Source organism: Microbispora sp. H10949 (genome assembly GCF_014161435.1).
In the GTDB taxonomy this organism is placed as follows: domain Bacteria; phylum Actinomycetota; class Actinomycetes; order Streptosporangiales; family Streptosporangiaceae; genus Microbispora; species Microbispora triticiradicis.
In genome coordinates, this window is sequence record NZ_JABBWZ010000001.1 from 201488 (window position 1) to 219246 (window position 17759).

General features: G+C 72.8%; 14 protein-coding genes. 2 read left to right on the forward strand and 12 right to left on the reverse strand.

What is annotated here, in order from left to right:
* Positions 1 to 18: 18 nt before the first annotated feature.
* Entirely contained in the window at positions 19 to 1692 is a 1674-nt protein-coding gene (locus HHX40_RS35550; protein ID WP_220498524.1) for a serine/threonine-protein kinase, read from the forward strand.
* Positions 1693 to 1706: 14 nt separating this feature from the next.
* Here HHX40_RS35550 and HHX40_RS00905 read toward each other — a convergent pair whose 3' ends face one another.
* Genes HHX40_RS00905 through HHX40_RS00915 form a run of 3 tightly spaced genes read right to left on the reverse strand, consistent with a single transcriptional unit; the run spans position 1707 to position 3707 of the window.
* Complete coding sequence (locus HHX40_RS00905) at positions 1707 to 2636, reverse strand: RluA family pseudouridine synthase (protein ID WP_117410369.1); 930 nt, start codon at positions 2634 to 2636, stop codon at positions 1707 to 1709.
* Positions 2629 to 3339, reverse strand: a complete 711-nt coding sequence (gene lspA / locus HHX40_RS00910; protein WP_310737887.1) for a signal peptidase II — start codon at positions 3337 to 3339, stop codon at positions 2629 to 2631. Before lspA ends, HHX40_RS00905 begins: the two co-directional genes overlap by 8 nt.
* Positions 3312 to 3707, reverse strand: a complete 396-nt coding sequence (locus HHX40_RS00915) for a TraR/DksA family transcriptional regulator (protein ID WP_117410371.1) — start codon at positions 3705 to 3707, stop codon at positions 3312 to 3314. Before HHX40_RS00915 ends, lspA begins: the two co-directional genes overlap by 28 nt.
* Positions 3708 to 4244: 537 nt before the next feature.
* Between HHX40_RS00915 and ileS the strand changes: the two genes are divergently transcribed.
* Positions 4245 to 7418, forward strand: a complete 3174-nt coding sequence (gene ileS / locus HHX40_RS00920) for an isoleucine--tRNA ligase (RefSeq protein WP_182879066.1) — start codon at positions 4245 to 4247, stop codon at positions 7416 to 7418.
* 72 nt (positions 7419 to 7490) lie between these two features.
* Here the strand turns inward: ileS and HHX40_RS00925 are convergent, their stop codons facing one another.
* The 9 genes from HHX40_RS00925 to murG all read right to left on the reverse strand — a co-directional run bounded on the left by HHX40_RS00925 (position 7491) and on the right by murG (position 17758).
* The gene (locus HHX40_RS00925; RefSeq protein WP_182879067.1) at positions 7491 to 10016 is read right to left on the reverse strand and encodes a hypothetical protein; all 2526 of its coding nucleotides are present in this window, start codon (positions 10014 to 10016) and stop codon (positions 7491 to 7493) included.
* Between the two features lie 45 nt (positions 10017 to 10061).
* Positions 10062 to 10925 (reverse strand): DivIVA domain-containing protein, encoded by an 864-nt coding sequence (locus HHX40_RS00930; RefSeq protein WP_117410375.1) that lies wholly within the window; start codon positions 10923 to 10925, stop codon positions 10062 to 10064.
* 49 nt (positions 10926 to 10974) lie between these two features.
* Positions 10975 to 11265, reverse strand: coding sequence for a YggT family protein (locus HHX40_RS00935; RefSeq protein ID WP_117410376.1), 291 nt, complete (start codon positions 11263 to 11265; stop codon positions 10975 to 10977).
* 83 nt (positions 11266 to 11348) lie between these two features.
* Positions 11349 to 11876, reverse strand: a complete 528-nt coding sequence (locus HHX40_RS00940) for a cell division protein SepF (RefSeq protein ID WP_117410377.1) — start codon at positions 11874 to 11876, stop codon at positions 11349 to 11351.
* Positions 11877 to 12011: 135 nt separating this feature from the next.
* On the reverse strand, positions 12012 to 12689 hold the full coding sequence (locus HHX40_RS00945) for a YggS family pyridoxal phosphate-dependent enzyme (protein ID WP_220498602.1): 678 nt from the start codon (positions 12687 to 12689) through the stop codon (positions 12012 to 12014).
* 189 nt (positions 12690 to 12878) lie between these two features.
* Entirely contained in the window at positions 12879 to 14339 is a 1461-nt protein-coding gene (gene ftsZ, locus HHX40_RS00950; RefSeq protein WP_182879069.1) for a cell division protein FtsZ, read from the reverse strand.
* 250 nt (positions 14340 to 14589) lie between these two features.
* The gene (locus HHX40_RS00955; RefSeq protein WP_111701212.1) at positions 14590 to 15261 is read right to left on the reverse strand and encodes a cell division protein FtsQ/DivIB; all 672 of its coding nucleotides are present in this window, start codon (positions 15259 to 15261) and stop codon (positions 14590 to 14592) included.
* On the reverse strand, positions 15258 to 16682 hold the full coding sequence (murC, locus tag HHX40_RS00960; protein WP_111701211.1) for a UDP-N-acetylmuramate--L-alanine ligase: 1425 nt from the start codon (positions 16680 to 16682) through the stop codon (positions 15258 to 15260). The genes HHX40_RS00955 and murC overlap by 4 nt, the downstream gene beginning before the upstream one ends.
* Positions 16679 to 17758, reverse strand: a complete 1080-nt coding sequence (gene murG / locus HHX40_RS00965) for an undecaprenyldiphospho-muramoylpentapeptide beta-N-acetylglucosaminyltransferase (protein ID WP_111701210.1) — start codon at positions 17756 to 17758, stop codon at positions 16679 to 16681. The genes murC and murG overlap by 4 nt, the downstream gene beginning before the upstream one ends.
* Position 17759 lies beyond the last annotated feature (1 nt).

Genomic DNA, 17759 nt, shown 5'->3' on the forward strand with positions numbered 1-17759 from the left:
CGGGGTAGCGCGACAACCATGGCTGATGCGCAGACCTCCGAACGTGTCGTGGCAGGACGCTATCGCCTGATCGAGCCGCTGGGGCGGGGCGGCATGGGCACCGTGTGGCGCGCGGTCGACCAGGTGCTCGAACGCGAGGTCGCCGTCAAGGAACTGCACCAGTCCGCCGAGATGACCGGGACGGAACGGGACGTCTTCACGATCCGGACCTTCCGGGAGGCCAGGACGGCCGGACGGCTCAGTCATCCGAACGTGGCGGCGGTGTACGACGCCTTCGAGGAGGGCGGCTACCCCTGGATCGTGCTGGAACTGGTGCCGTCCCGGACGCTGGGGTCGGTCATTCGCGACGAGGGACCGCTCCCGCCGCGCCGGGTGGCGGAGATCGGCGCGCAGGTGCTGGCCGGGCTGCGGGTCGCGCACGCGAACGGGGTGCTGCACCGAGACGTGAAGCCCGACAACGTCCTGCTCGCCGAGGACGGCCGGGTCGTGCTGACCGACTTCGGCATCGCGGCGATGGAGGACGACTCCCCCGTCACCCGCACCGGCATGCTCGTGGGGACACCGGCGTTCATCGCCCCCGAACGGGCGGCGGGACGGCAGGCGCAGCGGGCGTCCGACCTCTGGTCCCTCGGGGTGACGTTGTTCCTGGCGGTGGAGGGACACTCGCCGTTCAACCGGGGTCACGCGCTCGCGACGCTGGCCGCGGTGATGTACGAGGAGGCCGGCCCCATGCACAGGGCCGGGCCGCTGGCCCCGGTCATCGCGGGGCTCCTGGTCAAGGACCCCGATGTCAGGATGACGGCCGACCTGGCGATGCAGCACCTGCACGCGGTGGCCACCGGGCGGGTGTCCGACCCGGTGGTGCCGCGTCCCCGGCAGCCGCCGCGTCTCGCCCGGTTCGTGCCGCTGTTCCACCAGGGCGAGGCGACCGCTCCGGCCCCCGTTCCCCTGTCCGGGCCCACGCCCCTGCCCGCGTCCGTACCGGCATCCGTGCCCGCGCCGGGCGCCGGTCGCACTCCCACCCCCGCGCCGGTCACCGCGCCGGCTCCGGCGAGCCCGCGCCGCAGGCCCTGGGCGGTGGCGGTCGGAACGGGCGCGCTCGTCGCCCTGGTCGGTGTCGCCGCGGGCGCGGCGGCGTTCGCGACCGCCCGGACCGCGGCCGACCCCCGGGGGACCGCCGTCGTCAGCGTGCCCACCGTGACCGTCTTCGCGACCAAGACCGCCAAGCCCGTGCCCGACAAGGACAGGGTCCTGGAGGCCGCCGACGGCGCCGGAAGCGGCGCCTCCGGCCGTACGGCGGCCAGGCCGGTCGCGAACTCCAGGGCCGGATCCTACGGCGGCGACGGGCGGCGGGCGCAGGAGAGCCGCGGCAGGAGTACGGAGAGGTCCGCGCCGAAGGCGAAGAACCAGGCGGAGCCCGGCGGTAAGGCCAAGGCCCCAAAAGGCAAGCCCGCCGCGGCGGGTCCCGGCACGCGGAAGCCCGCCAAGGGCCAGAACTCCGGCGCGGCCCAGTCGCCCACCGGCAAGGGAAACCAGGGCAAGGGAAACTCGGGAAACTCGGGAAATCCGGGAAACCAGGGCACGGGCAAGCAGGGAAAGGGAAAGGGCACCGGTGACCCGGCCGGGGCGGGCGACGCCACCGGAGACTTCCCGGACGGCTACACCCAGCCGGAGATCGACTGGAACGCCTGAGCGACGCGGGCCGCTCAGCCCTCGTCGCCGAGGATCTCCAGCGCGCGGCCCAGGTCGTCGGGATAGTCGCTGGTGAACGTCATCCACTCCCCCGTCGCCGGGTGCTCGAACGACAGCGAGACCGCGTGCAGCCACTGCCGCCGCACGCCCAGGCGGGCGGCCAGGGTGGGATCGGCGCCGTAGAGCAGGTCGCCGACGCACGGATGCCTGAGCGCGGCCATGTGGACCCGGATCTGATGGGTCCGGCCCGTCTCCAGCTTGATGTCGAGCAGCGACGCCGCCCGGAACGCCTCGATCGTGTCGTAGTGCGTGACCGAGTCCTTGCCGCCGGCCACCACCGCGAAGCGTCCGTCACCTGAGGGGTGCCGGTCGATGGGGGCGTCCACCGTGCCCCGCAGCGGGTCCATGTGCCCCTGGACGAGCGCGTGGTAGCGCTTGTCGACCGTGCGTTCCTTGAAGGCCCGCTTGAGGTGCGTGTAGGCCCGCTCGCTCTTGGCGACGACCATGACGCCGGTGGTGTTGGCGTCCAGCCGGTGGACGATGCCCTGCCGCTCGGCCGCGCCGCTGGTGGAGACGCGATGGCCGCCGCCGAGCAGTCCGCCGATCACGGTCGGGCCGGTCCAGCCGACCGTGGGGTGCGCCGCCACCCCGATCGGCTTGCTCACCACGACGACGTCGTCGTCCTCGTACAGGATCGTCATGCCGGGCACGGGCTCGGCCACGGGCATCGGGGCGGCGGGTGGCGGCGGGATCGTGACGTCCAGCCAGGCGCCGGCGTGGACGCGGTCGGACTTCGCCGGGACCGCGCCGTCGACCAGCACCTCCCCGGCGGCGATCAACTCGGCCGCGCGGGTGCGGGAGAAGCCGAACAACCGGGCCAGGGCCGCGTCGAGGCGCTCGCCCTCCAGCCCGTCGGGAACCGGCAGACTACGGCGGTCACCCATCGGCCCGCTCCCTCGACCGGTCCCCCGCCTGCTCCCGGGTCTGCTCCCGGGTCTGCTCCAGGGTCTGCTCAGGGACCTCGCCCCGGGCCTCCGCACGGCTCTCGTGCCCGGCCGGTTCCGCCGCCTGCTCCGCGCCGGAACCGGAGGTCTCCTCCTCCGTCTGGCGGGTGCCGTCGATCTGGTAGCCGCGCCAGGCCAGGAACACCGCGAGCACGCCGCCACAGACGATCGCGGAGTCCGCGACGTTGAACACCGGGAACCGGGTGACGGGGAACGCCTGGATGAAGTCGACCACGTGCCCCTGGAACGGCGCCGGCGACCGGAAGATCCGGTCGGTCAGGTTGCCGACGGCCCCGCCGAGCAGCAGCCCGAGCGTGATCGCCCAGGGCAGGCTGCGCAGCTGCCGGGCCGTACGGACGATCGCGACGACGACGGTCAGCGCGATCACCGTGAACACGATCGTCATGCCGGTGCCGATGCTGAAGGCGGCGCCGGCGTTGCGGATCACGGTCAGGACGAGCGCGCCGGGAACGACGGTCAGGGGCTCCTCGTGCTCCAGGAACTTCACCACGAGGAACTTGCTGACCTGGTCGAGCGCGTAGATCACCGTGGCCACGACGACGAGGAGGGCGATCCTCCGCGCCCGGTTGCCGGGCCTCGCCGGGCCGGCGCCGCTCAGCGGCGCTCCTCCCGCTGCTTGCACGCTACGCACAGCGTCGCCCTCGGGAACGCCCGCAGGCGCTCCTTGCCGATCGGCTTGTGGCACGATTCGCACTCTCCGTATGTCCCTGCGTCGACGCGGGCGATCGCCCGCTCGTTCTGCGCGAGCAGGTCGCGCGCATTCAGGGTAAGGGCGATCTCGCGCTCACGCTCATAGGTCTTGGCGCCGGCGTCGGCCGGATCGTCTCCCGCGCCCTGGCTCACGTCCCCCGAGGCGAGCTGCTCCTCCGCCCTGGCGATGTCGGCGCGCAGCTCCCCGATCTCGTGCCGCAGCCGCTCGCGGACACCGGCGAGCTCCTCGTCGGACCAGACGTCGTCGCTGATGGCGGTTCTCGCCGTGCGGGTCGTCATTGCGGGCCTCCCCTTCGCGCAGGAGCACTTCGGCCAGGTCCGGGAAGCATAGGTCGCCGATAACGGATCGGCAACGGGCTCGCCGAGGCTTTTACCCCATCCGTACCAGGATGGCGCGTTCGGCCAGCTCCTCCCCGTCGCCCCATTTTTGTTCCTCCCACGTATTCCCGCCCCGGGCCGGATCTCACCCGGGTGTCGCCCGCCGTCGCCGGGGCGCCGTCCGCATATCGGGAAGCCCCTGCGGCCGGTCCGCGTTATCCTCGTAGTCTGCAAGGCGTTGATGGGGACGAGTACCTCCGCATCCGCCCGCTCAGCGACCCGGGGACGGTGTGAGCCCGGGGCGGGCCGCGGTGGGAAGATCACCCCGGAGCCGCCGGAAGAAAGGCCATCGGCCCAGTAGAACCGGCAGCGGCAACGAAACGAGAGGGCGTCCGGCAGCGGGCGTCAAGAAGGGTGGTACCGCGGAGCCGTCCCCGGCTTCGTCCCTTCACGCGTGAACCAGCTCTGTCAGCCACCGCGTGGAGGTCACACCCGACGATGTCTTCCCACTACTTCCGCTCACTTCCCGCGCAGGTCGACCTGCCGGCCCTCGAACGAGAGGTCCTCGAACGCTGGCGGGACGGGAAGATCTTCGAGCGTTCGCTGGAACAGAACGCCGCCGGACCTTCCTGGGTGTTCTACGAGGGCCCGCCCACGGCCAACGGCATGCCGGGCGTCCACCACGTCGAGGCCCGGGTCTTCAAGGACGTCTTCCCCCGCTACAAGTCGATGCGCGGCTACCACGTGCCCCGTAAGGCCGGCTGGGACTGCCACGGGCTGCCCGTCGAGGTCGCCGTGGAGAAGGAACTCGGCCTGTCCGGCAAGCCGGAGATCGAGGCGTACGGCATCGCCGAGTTCAACGAACGCTGCCGCGAGTCGGTGCTCCGGCACGTGGACGCGTTCGAGGAGATGACCGAGCGCATGGGCTACTGGGTCGACATGTCCCAGGCCTACCGCACCATGGACCCCCAGTACGTCGAGGCCGTGTGGTGGTCGCTCAAGGTCGTCTGGGACAAGAACCTGCTGTTCCGCGACCACCGGATCACGCCCTACTGCCCCCGCTGCGGCACGGGCCTGTCCGACCACGAGCTCGGCCAGCCCGGCGGCTACGAGACCGTCTCCAGCCCGTCGGTGTACGTCCGGATGCCCGTCGTCTCCGGCCCCCTGGCCGACCTGGGCGCCACTCTGCTGATCTGGACCACCACCCCCTGGACCCTGGTGTCCAACACCGCCGTCGCCGTGCACCCCGACGTGACGTACGTCGCGGCCCGGCGCGGTGACGAGGTGCTCGTGGTGGCCGAGCCGCTGCTGCGGCGGGTCCTCGGCGAGGACGCCGAGGTGCTGGCCAGCTATCAGGGCTCGGAACTGGAGCACACCGCCTACCGGCGCCCCTTCGACCTGGTGGACATCGAGAACGCCCACTACGTCGTGCTCGGCACGTACGTCACGGTCGAGGACGGCACCGGCCTGGTCCACCAGGCGCCGGCCTTCGGCGCCGACGACATGGCCGTCTGCAAGCGGTACGGCCTGCCGGTCGTCAACCCGATCGGCCCCGACGGGCGCTTCGCGCCGGACGTGCCGTTCGTGGGCGGGCTGTTCTTCAAGGACGCCGACGAGCCGCTGACGGAGAACCTGCGCGAGCGCGGCCTGCTGTTCCGCGGCGAGCACTTCGAGCACAGCTACCCGCACTGCTGGCGCTGCCACACCCCGCTGCTCTACTACGCGCTCCCCTCCTGGTACATCAGGACCACCGCGGTCAAGGACCGGCTCCTCGCCGAGAACGAGCGCACGAACTGGTTCCCCGAGACGATCAAGCACGGCCGGTACGGCGAGTGGCTTCGCAACAACGTCGACTGGGCGCTGTCGCGGTCCCGCTACTGGGGCACGCCGCTGCCGCTGTGGGTCTGCTCGCAGGACGAGGACCACGTCACGTGCGTCGGCTCGCTGAAGGAGCTGGGCGAGCTGGCGGGCCGCGACCTCACCGCCCTCGACCCGCACCGCCCGTTCGTCGACGACGTGTCCTTCCCCTGCCCGACATGTCAGGCGGAGGCGCGCCGGGTGCCGGACGTGATCGACGTCTGGTACGACTCGGGCGCCATGCCGTTCGCCCAGTGGGGCGCGCCGCTGGTCAACGAGGACGTCTTCGAGAAGTCCTACCCGGGTCAGTTCATCTGCGAGGCGATCGACCAGACCCGCGGCTGGTTCTACTCGATGATGGCCGTCGGCACGCTGGTCTTCGACCGCTCGTCGTACGAGAACGTGCTGTGCCTCGGGCTGATCCTCGCCGAGGACGGCCGCAAGATGAGCAAGCACCTCGGCAACGTGCTGCGGCCGATGCCGCTGATGGACCAGCACGGCGCCGACTCCCTGCGCTGGTACATGGCCACGTCCGGCTCCCCCTGGGCGCCCCGGCGGATCGGCCACGCCGCGCTGGAGGAGATCGTCCGCAAAGTCCTGCTGACCTACTGGAACACCGCGTCGTTCTTCACCCTCTACGCCAACGCCGAGTCGTGGTCGCCCGCCCGGGTGGCCGACGCGCCGGCGTACGCCGACCGGCCGCTGATCGACCGGTGGGCGCTGGCGGAGCTGCACCGTACGGTGACCGAGGTCACCGCCTCGCTGGAGGAGTTCGACACGGCCCGCGCCGGGCGGCGGCTCACCGAGTTCCTGGACGACCTGTCCAACTGGTACGTCCGCCGCTCGCGCCGCCGCTTCTGGACGGGCGAGGCCGCGGCCTTCGCGACGCTGTACGAGTGCCTGGAGACGGTCACCCGGCTCATGGCCCCGCTCGTGCCGTTCCTCACGGACTACCTGTGGGACGCGCTGCGCGGCCCGGACGCCCCGGCCTCGGTGCACCTGGCGTCCTGGCCGGAGGCGAACGCGGCGCTGCTCGACCCCGAGCTGTCGGAGCGGATGGCGCTGGTGCGCCGGCTCGTGGAGCTGGGCCGGTCGGCCCGCGCCTCCTCCTCGGTCAAGACCCGCCAGCCGCTCGGGCGGGCACTGGTCGGGGCCCCGGGCTGGGCCACGCTCCCCGGCGAGCTGCGCGAGCTGATCGCCGACGAGCTGAACGTCCAGCGGCTGGAGGACCTGTCCGGCTTCTCCGCCGACCTGGTGACGTTCACGGTCAAGCCGAACTTCCGCAGCCTCGGCAAGCGGTTCGGCTCGCAGACCAAGCTCGTGGCCTCCGCCGTGTCGGCGGCCGAACCGGCGGAGCTGGCCCGTGCGCTGCGCTCGGGCGGATCGGCCGTGGTCGAGGCCGGAGAGCTGGGCACGGTGGAGCTCGGCCCGGACGACGTGATCGTCACCGAGCAGCCCCGGACGGGCTGGGCCGTGGAGACCGGGGCGGTCGACACCGGCACCGGCGAGACCGTGGCGCTCGACCTGACGATCACCGACGAGCTGCGCCGGGCGGGCCTGGTGCGCGACGTGATCCGGCTCGTCCAGGAGGCCCGCAAGTCCACCAGCCTGTCCATCACCGACCGCATCGACCTGTGGTGGTCGGCGGACGGCGAGCTCGCCGGGGCGCTGCGTGAGAGCGGGGCGGCCGTCGCCGAGGAGGTGCTGGCGGCGAGCATGACCGAGATCACCGCGGACGGGGACGGTCCGGACGAGGACCTGCCGGCCCACGAGGACGCCGACCTCGGCCTGTCCTTCCGCCTGCGCAGGGCCTGACAAGCGGCGCCTGCACGACAGACGGCGAGGGGCCGGTCGGACTCATCCGACCGGCCCCATCGTCCGTGAGGATCAGCCGCCCTGGCAGACCGAACAGGGGGTGAGGCCGGACGACTCGGCCTCGGCCCGCGTCATGGTCTCCACACCGCTGTCGTCCATCCCGCTGACCAGGGGGCATTCGGCGCTGTGGAAGCGCCGCGTGCCGACCATCACCCGCACCCGAGCGCCCCCGGCCTCGTCCCCGTCCGGGCCCGCGGCCGGCTTTACCGGGCGACCGGCGCCGTCGGCGTCGTCGTCGGCGCTGTCGGCACCGTCAGCATTTCCGGCACGGTCGGCACTGCTGGCACGGTCGGCACTGCTGGCACGGTCGGCGCTGTCGGTTCTGCCGGCACGGTCGGCCCGCGCACCTGCCGTGCCCTTTTCTGCCGCGCCACCGCTCTTGCCCGCACCGCCACGTGTGTCACGGGTGCCGGTGCCGCCGTCGGCCGCTGCCGAGGTGGCACCCGCGTCGCTTTCAGGCGCGGCGTCCGCCGGATTCGAGGTGGTGGGACCGGCGGAGGCCTCGAACCCGGCGCGCCCGGATTCGGTGGTCTCCGCCGGCTCCACCGGCTTCTTGCCCGGTGCCTTGGCCGCGCCCGGCTGGGCGGAACGGGAGGAAGCGCTCTCCCCCGGGTCCTCGTTTTCGGCGGCACCGGCCGGGGCCGGGTCCCAGGGCCGCACCCTGCCTGGCCTGAACCAGTCGTGTTCCGCCGTGTCGGTGATCGACTCGTCCGTCTCGTCGTCGGCCCGGCCGGGTTCGTCCCCGGTGCCGGAGGGCGACCAGGACCGTGCGGACCAGGACGACACCGAAGACGCCGACGACCCGGACGACGACCCGGACGACGACGCGGCCACTCCGGACGACCCGGACGTGGACGATCCCGGCGACGGGGTACCGGAGGCCGGGCTCCCGGAGGGCGGGCTCGCGGAGGGCGGGCTCGCGGCGCCGGACGGCTTCGACACGCTCCGGCCGAACCAGTCCACCGGCGTGTGGCCCTCGCCCTCGTTCTCGGTCACGCCTGACGACGTCTCACGCTTTCCTTCGCGCTTCTCGCCCCGCTCCTCCGGCCCTGCTGCCGTCGAACCGGACGCGGACGACCCGGACGCGGGCGATGAGCTGGTCGAAGAACCGGTGCCAGACGAGGCGGAACCGGACTTCCCAGTCCCAGAAGCCGCAGCCCCAGAAGACCCGGTACCAGAAGACACGCTGCCGGAAGACGCAGTGCCGGAAGACGCGGTGCCAGAGGACGCGCTGCCGGATGCCGTGATGCCGGAGGAGACGGCGCCGGAGGAAACGGCGCTGGATGTCGCAGCCCCGGGTGTCGCAGCCTGGGAAGCCGTGGTGCCGGACGGGCGGGCGGGCCCGGACGGGCGTGATCCCTGCACGCCGGTCTCGGGGAGCCCGGAAACGGGCGGCTTGGGGTCGGCTGCTGCGGAACGGGGAGGCTCCGGGTCGGTTGCGGCGGAGGCCCCTGCGGGGCGGCGGGTCGTCTGGGGTCCGGCTTCGCCGCGCGGAACGCCGGCGCTGATCGTGGCGTCGCCGGCCGCGCTGTCGCCGGCGGTGTGGCTGCTGGGGGCGTCGGCGCGGAGAGTGGGGTCACCGGCCGCACTGCTACCGGCCGCCGTACCACGGGGGGCGTCAGCCCGGAGAACCGTGTCACCGGACGCGCTGTCACCGACTGTCACACCGCGCGGGGTGTCGGCGCGGGGAGCGCCGCCGGCCGCACTGCCGCCGGCCGCCGTACCACGGGGGGCGTCAGCCCGGAGAGTCGTGTCATCGGCCGCGCTGTCACCGGGGGGTGTCTCACCCCGGGCCGCGCTCTCGTCGGCGGCTTCGCCGGAGGCTGCGTCACCGGGGCCTGTGTCACCGGGAGCCGTGTCGCCGCCGGTGGCGCTGTCGCCGGGTGCGGGCTCCTCGGGCTCCGCCGCACGGGCGAAGGTCTCGGGGAGGCAGGTGGTGCAGGGGGTGAAGCCCTCCTCGCGGGCCTCCTCGTAGGTGAGCTCCTCGGTCTCGCGCCCCACGAGCTGGCGGCAGGTGGCCAGGTGGAAGCGTCTGCGTCCGGGGATCACCAGGACGATCGCGTCGGGGGCGAGGCCGCGGCCCGCGGTGGCCGGCGTCCGGGAGACCGGCGCCGTCCGCTGGGAGGGCTGCGGTGGGAAGGGCTGCGCGGGGAAGGCCTGGGAGGGGAAGGGCTGTGCGGGAAAAGACTGGGGCGGCACAGCCCCGTGATGCGTGACCGGCGGTGCCGCCACCATGGGCGTCGCCACCGGGTGCGCCGGTGCCCCTGCGAGGGTCCCGCCGTACGCCCCGCTCATCGCGCCGACGGGCGCGAGCTGGGGCGTGGTCGAACCCTGGGGGGTGGGAGCGGTCCCCTCGGCGGCACGCCCGCCGGACGGGAACAGCTCGTGGCGCCTCAGCAGTGCCCCGATCAGCAGACAGACCGCCGACAGCACGCTGACGACGATCGACCACATCACTAGAGGGGGCGTCCCCAGCACGACGCCCGCGATGAGCAGGACGATGGCGGCGAGGACCAGTGCGGCACTGATGAGGATCACGGGGGTTCTCCGAGCTACCGGGTCCCTGTGAGGACCCGCCACTGCTTACCGGCGGTCGTTGTGGGGGCCGTCGGGACCGGGGAAGGCGCCGGAGTGCTGGGGAGGCTCCTGGGCGAACGGGTTGGGCGCGCCTGTCACCTGCTGCGGACCCGGCGCGGCGGCGTGGGCCATGGCCGGACCGCCACCGAGGATCGGGAAGGGCCCGCTGCCCTCGGCGGAGACGTTCAGCTTGTTGAGCTGGTCCTCCAGGAACAGCTTCAGGCGGCTGCGGTACTCGCGCTCGATGATCCGCAGGTCCTCCACCTTGCGCTCGATCTCGTCGCGGGTCTGCACCAGCGTGCCCATGGCCTGGCGGTGCCGCTCCTGGGCGTCGCGCTCCAGCGTCTCGGCCCGGGCGCGGGCGTCGCCGATGATCTGCTCGGCCTGACGGCGGGCCTTGCCGAGGATGTCGTCGGCCTCACGCCGCGCGCGGGTCACCGTCTCGTCCGCCTCGCGGCGGGCGTCGGCGATCGCCTGGTCGGCCGTCTGCTGCGCGAGGGCGAGCACGCGGGCCGCGGTGTCCATGTTGTCCTCGGCGGGCGGCAGGCCCATGCCGACGGGCACCGGCTCGGGGCGTGCCGGCTCCGGAGGCTTGATCGGCTCCGGCTGGGGGGCCATCATCTCGGGCTTGGGCTCGGCCACCGGAGCGGACGCCATCTGCATGGAGCCCGGCATGCCCATGCCGCCGGGGACCTTGCCCCTGAGGCACTCGGCCAGCTTCGCGCGGAGTTCCTCGTTCTCCTGGATGAGACGGTCAAGCTCGGCCTCGACCTCGTCGAGGAACGCGTCGACCTCCTCCTCGTCGTACCCCGGCCTCAGCCGGGTGGTACTGAACTGCTTGTTCCGCACATCAGCGGGCGTCAACGGCATTTGGGTCTCCTTGGCGCGCTTGGAGTCTGTCCGGTAGAGCGTTACCCGATCAACGTGGAAGCGCGTTCACGACTTGGATCAAGACCAAAACCACAATGAACAGCACTGTGAAGCTCAGGTCAAAGGCCACCGTACCCAACCTGAGGGGCGGAATGAAACGGCGGAGGAACTTGAGGGGTGGGTCGGTCGCCGTATAGGTGACCTCAGCCAGCACCAGGACGACCCCCGTGGGCCGCCAGGAGCGGGCGAACGCCTGCACCGTATCTATGATCATTCTGCCGATCAGCAGAACCAGGTAGAGGGTCAGGGCGATGACCAAGATCTCGCTAATGATCCCCACGGTCGAGCCCCGCCTCCCCTCGGTTCCGCCGCCTCCGGGCCACAGGGGCACCGCTAAGCCGGTCACTGTTCATGTATGGAACTCTAGCTCTGGTTGAAGAAGCCGCGTTCCGCGATTCTGGCCTTGTCCTCGGCGGTCACCTCAACGTTGGCGGGGGACAACAGGAACACCTTGTTGGTAACACGTTCGATGCTGCCGTGTAGGCCAAAGACGAGACCTGCCGCGAAATCGACAAGGCGCTTGGCGTCGCTGTCGACCATCTCTGTCAGATTCATGATGACCGGCGTGCCCTCGCGGAAGTGCTCGCCGATCGTGCGCGCCTCGTTGTACGTGCGCGGATGCAGGGTGGTGATCCGCGCCAGATCGGTCGTACGGCGCTCCAGCACGGTGGTGGGGGGACGCGGAGCCGGGACGGACGTCTCGGTGTCCTCGTCGCGCTCCGGAGCCCCGGCATGCGCACCGGAGGTCGCGGCGAAGCCGCGCCGCGACGACTCGTAGTCCTCGTCGCCGTAGTCCTCGTCGGTGCCGTACTCCGCCGTGTACCTGTCTTCGTAGCGGTCGTCCTCCACGAGACCGAGGTAGACCGCCATCTTGCGCATCGCGCCGGCCATCGCTCGTCGTCCTCCGCGTTTCTGGTGCCTACAAGGTCCCTGGGGAAGGCCAGGGCGGTAGCCGTACCCCCCTTGGAGCTCACCGCTGATCGACCTCTACCTGGAGCGCGGACACCATGGTCCACTTGGGGGACATTACCTGACGAAGGGCTTTCTGCGGCCGAGCAACGCCGTACCGACTCTCAGGTGTGTCGCGCCGTTCGCGATGGCTTGGGGGATGTCTCCGCTCATTCCGGCCGATATCACTTCCGCGCCGGGGTGTTCCTCGCGGAGGCGTCCGGCGACGGCCCGCAGCCGGGCGAACGCCGGCGCCGGGTCCTCCCCCAGCGGGGCGACCGCCATGACCCCCCGCAGCCGCAGCCCTTCGGTCTTCGCGACGAGCGCCCCGAGGGAGGGCACCTCCTCCGGCCGCGCGCCGCCCCTCCCGGCGCCCTCGTCGAGGGAGACCTGGATGAGACAGTCCACCTCGCGCCCGGCCCGTACGGCCTCGCGGCCGAGCGCCTCCACCAGGCGGGGACGGTCGACCGAGTGGACCATGTGGGCGTACGCGACGACGGAGCGGACCTTGTTCGTCTGTAACTGGCCGATGAAGTGCCAGGTGAGATCGAGGTCGGCGCAGGCGGCGGCCTTGTCCGCCGCCTCCTGGTCGCGGTTCTCCCCCACGTGCGAGACGCCCAGCCCGGCGAGCAGGCGCACGTCGGAGGCCGGGTAGGTCTTGGTCACCGCGATGAGGGTGACCTCCGCCCGCGACCGGCCGGCCGCCCGGCACGCCTCCTCGACGCGCCGCTCGACCTCCGCCAGGGCGGCGGCCAGCTCCTCGCGCCGGTCCGCCTGCCGGTCGTCCCCGTGATCGTCCCGGTGGTCGTCCGGGTGGTCCGGGTGGTCGTCCCGCGGGTCACGCACGGGTCACGCCCGCGGGCGTCCGCCCCGCCGCACCCCTCGGCCCGGCCCCCGTCTCGGCCCCTACTGGGGCTCCGGCCTCGGCCACGCCGCGCCGGAAGATCACTTGAGGAAGTCCGGCACGTCGAGCTCCTCCTCCTGCTCCTCGAACACCACCGGACGCCGGGGACCCGGCTGGGAGGGGCGGGAGGTGATCGGGGCCGGCGGCTCGGGAGTGGGCCTCGGGATCGACACCGGGCCGGTGACCCCCTGGTCGCGCCCGCCGTCGGCGGCGTCCCTGGGGAACGGCGTGACCCCCTCGGCCTGCGGCGCGGCCTGCTGGGCGGGCTGACCCACCGGCTGGGCCGGCTGCGGCACGGCGCTCGCCTGCGGCTGGGCCGTGGTGGGCACGGTGGCGGCCTGCGCCGTGGCCGGCTGCATGGTGGCGGGCGGCGGCGTGGGCGCCGGGGTGGCCGCGGACGGCGTCACGGCGCCGACCGGCCGTACGGAGGGCTGGGCCGGCTCCGGGCGCGGCTCCGGCCTGACCGGTGCCGGGGTCGCGGGGCGCGCGGCCTGGGCCGGCGCCGGGCGGGCCTGCTGCGGGCGCGCCAGCGGAGCGGCCACCGGCTTGACCGGGGCCGGCTCGTCGAACCCGGCCGCGATGACCGTCACCCGCACCTCGTCGCCGAGCGCGTCGTCGATGACCGTGCCGAAGATGATGTTGGCGTCGACCGCGGCGGCGTTGCTGACGAGCTGGGCCGCCTCGTTGATCTCGAAGAGGCCGAGGTCGGAGCCGCCGGCGATGGACAGCAGCACGCCGTGGGCGCCGTCGATGCTCGCCTCCAGCAGCGGGCTGGAGACGGCCATCTCGGCGGCGGCGACCGACCGGTCGTCGCCCCGCGCGTGGCCGATGCCCATGAGTGCCGAACCCGCGCCGGACATGACCGACTTGACGTCGGCGAAGTCCAGGTTGATCAGACCGGGCGTGGTGATGAGGTCGGTGATGCCCTGCACACCGGACAGCAGCACCTGGTCGGCGGCCTTGAACGCGTCGAGCACGCTCACCTGGCGGTCGGAGATCGACAGCAGCCGGTCGTTCGGAATGACGATCAGCGTGTCGACCTCCTCGCGGAGGGTCTCGATGCCGGCCTCGGCCTGCATGGCCCGGCGCTTGCCCTCGAAGCTGAAGGGCCGGGTGACCACTCCTATGGTGAGCGCGCCGAGCGAGCGGGCGATGCTGGCCACGACCGGCGCTCCGCCGGTGCCGGTGCCGCCTCCCTCGCCGGCGGTCACGAAGACCATGTCGGCCCCCTTGAGGACCTCCTCGATCTCCTCCCGGTGGTCCTCGGCCGCCTTGCGGCCCACCTCCGGGTTGGCGCCCGCGCCGAGGCCTCGCGTGAGCTCGCGCCCCACGTCGAGTTTCACGTCGGCGTCACTCATCAGCAGCGCCTGGGCGTCAGTGTTGATGGCGATGAACTCGACGCCCTTGAGTCCCTCCTCGATCATCCGGTTGACGGCGTTCACTCCGCCGCCGCCGATGCCGACGACCTTGATGACCGCGAGGTAGTTCTGCGGTGCTGCCACGACGAGGGGCCTTTCCGCTCGTTTGCGTTTCATGCGGGCAGGGCCCGCCGTCTTCTCTTGAACTCTCACCCTCAAGTTGAGATTTAGAGTTATGTCAACCTGAGGATTGATACGGACAGTAGGGTTGCGCGTCCCCCAGGGTCAACTAACCGCGCCGCAAGGCAGTCCGGCGTGTCGCGCGCTGTCCTATTCGCACGATGCCCCGGTCCAGGGCGGCTTCGGCCGGTTCGAGCACGGTCAGTGAGATTTGTCACCTGACCGTCACCACTTCGGGCGAACTGACGTCGTAGTTCTTCCCCGGCTTGGCCAGCGCGGCGAGCAACACCCGCCCCTTGCGGGCCGAGTCCCGCGCGTCTCCCCAGGTGACGGAGCGGCCGTCGGTGAGCTTGAGGGTGATCGACCGGGGCGAGGGGGCGCGCAGCTCCCGCAGCCGGCCGAGGAGGTCGCCCGGCAGCGCCCGGAGCACGGTGAGGCCCGCCCGGGTGGCGGGATCGTCGGCTGCGGCCCGCTCCACCCGCAGCACCGGAAGCTGCGGCGGGGCGACCGTCACCTGCTGGAGGACGACCCCGTACCGGTCGATCACCGCCGTCGCGACGCCCAGGGGGACCGCCGCCGCGGGCACGCGCTCGACCACGCTGATCCGCAGCGTGCCGGGCCAGACGCGGCCGACCGTTGCGGACTCGACGGCGCGCAGCGCCCGCACCCGCCCCTCGACCCCGGCGAGGTCCACGGTGGCGAGCGGGGTGCCCGTCCGCACTCCCGCCGCCTGGCGCAGCTCCTCGGCCGGGACGCGGCCGTTGCCGGTGATCTCGACCTCCCGCACGCCGAGGACGGGCGAGAAGAACACGACCCAGGTGGCGACGCCCACGACCCCGCCGGTCAGCAGGGTGGCGAGCGCCGAGCGCCGGACGGCCCGCCTCACCGGGCGGACAGCTCCGCGACGATTCGCGGGCCGAGCTCGGTGACGTCCCCCGCGCCCATCGTGAGGACGATGTCCCCGGCGTGTGCCCGGCCGGCGACGAGGGCGGGCACGGCCGCGCGGTCGGGGGCGTAGACCACCCGCTCGGCCGGCAACGGCACCTTCCCGGCGACGAGCGCCCCGGAGACCCCGGGCTCGGGGTCCTCCCGCGCGCCGTACACGTCGAGCACCACGACCTCGTCGGCCAGGCCGAGCGCGGCGCCGAACTCGTCGGCGAAGAACCGGGTGCGCGAGTAGAGGTGCGGCTGGAAGACCGCGATGACCCGGCCGTCGCCGCCGACCACGTCGCGGGCGGCGCGCAGGTCGGCGGTCAGCTCGGTCGGGTGGTGGGCGTAGCTGTCGAAGACCGTCACGCCGCCGGCCTCGCCCTTGGACTCGAACCGCCTCTTCGCGCCGGTGAAGGCGGCCAGGCCCTCCTTGACGTCGTCGAAGCGCAGGCCGAGGTGCAGCGCCACGGCGATCACCGCGGTGGCGTTGACCGCGTTGTGCCGGCCGGGCACGGCCAGGCGCACCTCGCCGCGTCCCGGCCCGCCGGGCGCCCCCGGGCCGAGCTCCACCCGGAACTCCACGCCGAGGCCGCGCGGGGCCACGTCGGTCGTGCGCAGGTCCACCCCGGCGCTCTCGCCGTACGTGACGACGGTGAGGCCGCGCTCACGCGCGATCGGCACGAGGGCGGCGGCACCGGGGTCGTCGGCGCAGACGACCAGCAGCGACCCGACGTGCTCGACGAAGCGGGCGAACCCGTCGTGGACGGCCTGGGGGTCTCCGTAGTTGTCGAGGTGGTCGGCCTCGACGTTGGTGACCACGGCGATCCGCGGCGCGAGCATGAGGAAGGAGCCGTCGCTCTCGTCGGCCTCGGCCACGAACACCTCGCCCGTGCCGTCGTCGGCGCCGAGACCGGTCGTGACGAGCTGGCCGCCGACGCAGTACGACGGGTCCTCGCCGCACTTCTGCAGCGCCACGGTCAGCATCGAGGTGGTCGTGGTCTTGCCGTGGGTGCCGGCGACGGCGATGCCGGTGCGGCCGGACATCACCGAGGCCAGCGCCGCGGCGCGCGGGATCACCCGGAGGTTCTGGCGCAGCGCCTCCCCCAGCTCGGGGTTGGAGTCGCGGATCGCGGTGGAGACGACGACCGTGTCGACGTCCTTGATGTGGGAGGCGGCGTGGCCGACGTGGACGGTGGCCCCCATCTCGCGCAGTTCGGTCAGCTGCGCGGACGGGCGCGCGTCGCTGCCCGACACCGGTACGCCCCGCTTGAGCAGGATGCGGGCGATGCCGGACATCCCGGCGCCGCCGATGCCGATGAAGTGCACCCGCCCCAGGTCGGCCGCCGGCACGGGGTCCACGAGCTTGACGAGACTCATCGGGAAGCGATCTCCAGCACCTTGCGGGCGAGCGTCGTGTCGGCGTCCTTGCGGCCCATCCGGGAGGCCGCCTCGGACATCGCGACCACGCGCTCGGGGTCGTTCAGGATCGGCAGCAGCGTCTGGACGATCCAGGCCGCCGACAGGTCCGCGTCGTCGACCATCAGGCCGCCCCCGGCCCGGACGATCGGCTCGGCGTTGAGGCGCTGCTCGCCGTTGCCGTGCGGCAGCGGTACGAACGCCGCGGGCAGCCCCACGGCGGTCAGCTCGGCGCAGGTCATGGCGCCCGCGCGGGACAGCACGAGGTCGGCCGCGGCGTAGGCGAGGTCCATCCGGTCGACGTACGGCAGGATCACGTACTGCGGGTCGCCGGGCGGGGGCTCGATCTCGACGGTGTTCTTCGGCCCGACCACGTGCAGCACCTGGACACCCGCGGCGCGCAGGTAGGGCGCGGCCTCCAGCGCCGCCTGGTTGACCGAGCGGGCGCCCTGCGACCCGCCGAACACCAGCAGCGTCACCCGGTCGGACTCCAGCCCGAAGTACGACCGCGCCTTGTCCCCCATCGACAGGCGGTCCATCGTGCTGATCTCCCGGCGCAGCGGGATGCCGACGTACTCCGCGTTGGGGAGGACGGCGTCCGGGTGGCCGGTGAAGACGTGGTCGGTGAGGCGGGCGCCGAGCCGGTTGGCCAGGCCGGGCCGCGGGTTGGCCTCGTGGACCACGATGGGCACGCCGCGCCGCCGGGCGCCGAGGTAGGCGGGGGTGGCGACGTAGCCGCCGAAGCCGACCAGGATGTCCGCGCCGACCTTGTCGAGGATGCCGGCGGCGCTGCCGATGGCCCCGGCGAGCCGGCCGGGCACGGTGAGGAGCTTGGGGCTGAGCGAGCGGGGCAGCGGCACGGCGGGCACGAGCTCCAGCTCGTAGCCGCGCGCGGGCACCAGGCGGGTCTCGAGTCCGCGCTCGGTGCCGAGGCAGGTGATGCCGATCCTCGGGTCGAGCCGGCGAAGCGCGTCGGCCAGCGCGAGCGCCGGCTCGATGTGGCCGGCCGTCCCGCCGCCGGCGAGGACCACCCTCATG

Excerpts from the sequence above, each read along its gene's own strand:
- murG (WP_111701210.1), bottom strand. The coding sequence starts at position 17,758 with ATGAGGGTGGTCCTCGCCGGCGGCGGGACGGCCGGCCACATCGAGCCG.
- ileS (WP_182879066.1), top strand. The coding sequence starts at position 4,245 with ATGTCTTCCCACTACTTCCGCTCACTTCCCGCGCAGGTCGACCTGCCG.
- HHX40_RS00905 (WP_117410369.1), bottom strand. The coding sequence starts at position 2,636 with ATGGGTGACCGCCGTAGTCTGCCGGTTCCCGACGGGCTGGAGGGCGAG.
- HHX40_RS00930 (WP_117410375.1), bottom strand. The coding sequence starts at position 10,925 with ATGCCGTTGACGCCCGCTGATGTGCGGAACAAGCAGTTCAGTACCACC.
- murC (WP_111701211.1), bottom strand. The coding sequence starts at position 16,682 with ATGAGTCTCGTCAAGCTCGTGGACCCCGTGCCGGCGGCCGACCTGGGG.
- HHX40_RS35550 (WP_220498524.1), top strand. The coding sequence starts at position 19 with ATGGCTGATGCGCAGACCTCCGAACGTGTCGTGGCAGGACGCTATCGC.
- HHX40_RS00915 (WP_117410371.1), bottom strand. The coding sequence starts at position 3,707 with ATGACGACCCGCACGGCGAGAACCGCCATCAGCGACGACGTCTGGTCC.
- HHX40_RS00940 (WP_117410377.1), bottom strand. The coding sequence starts at position 11,876 with ATGGCCGGCGCGATGCGCAAGATGGCGGTCTACCTCGGTCTCGTGGAG.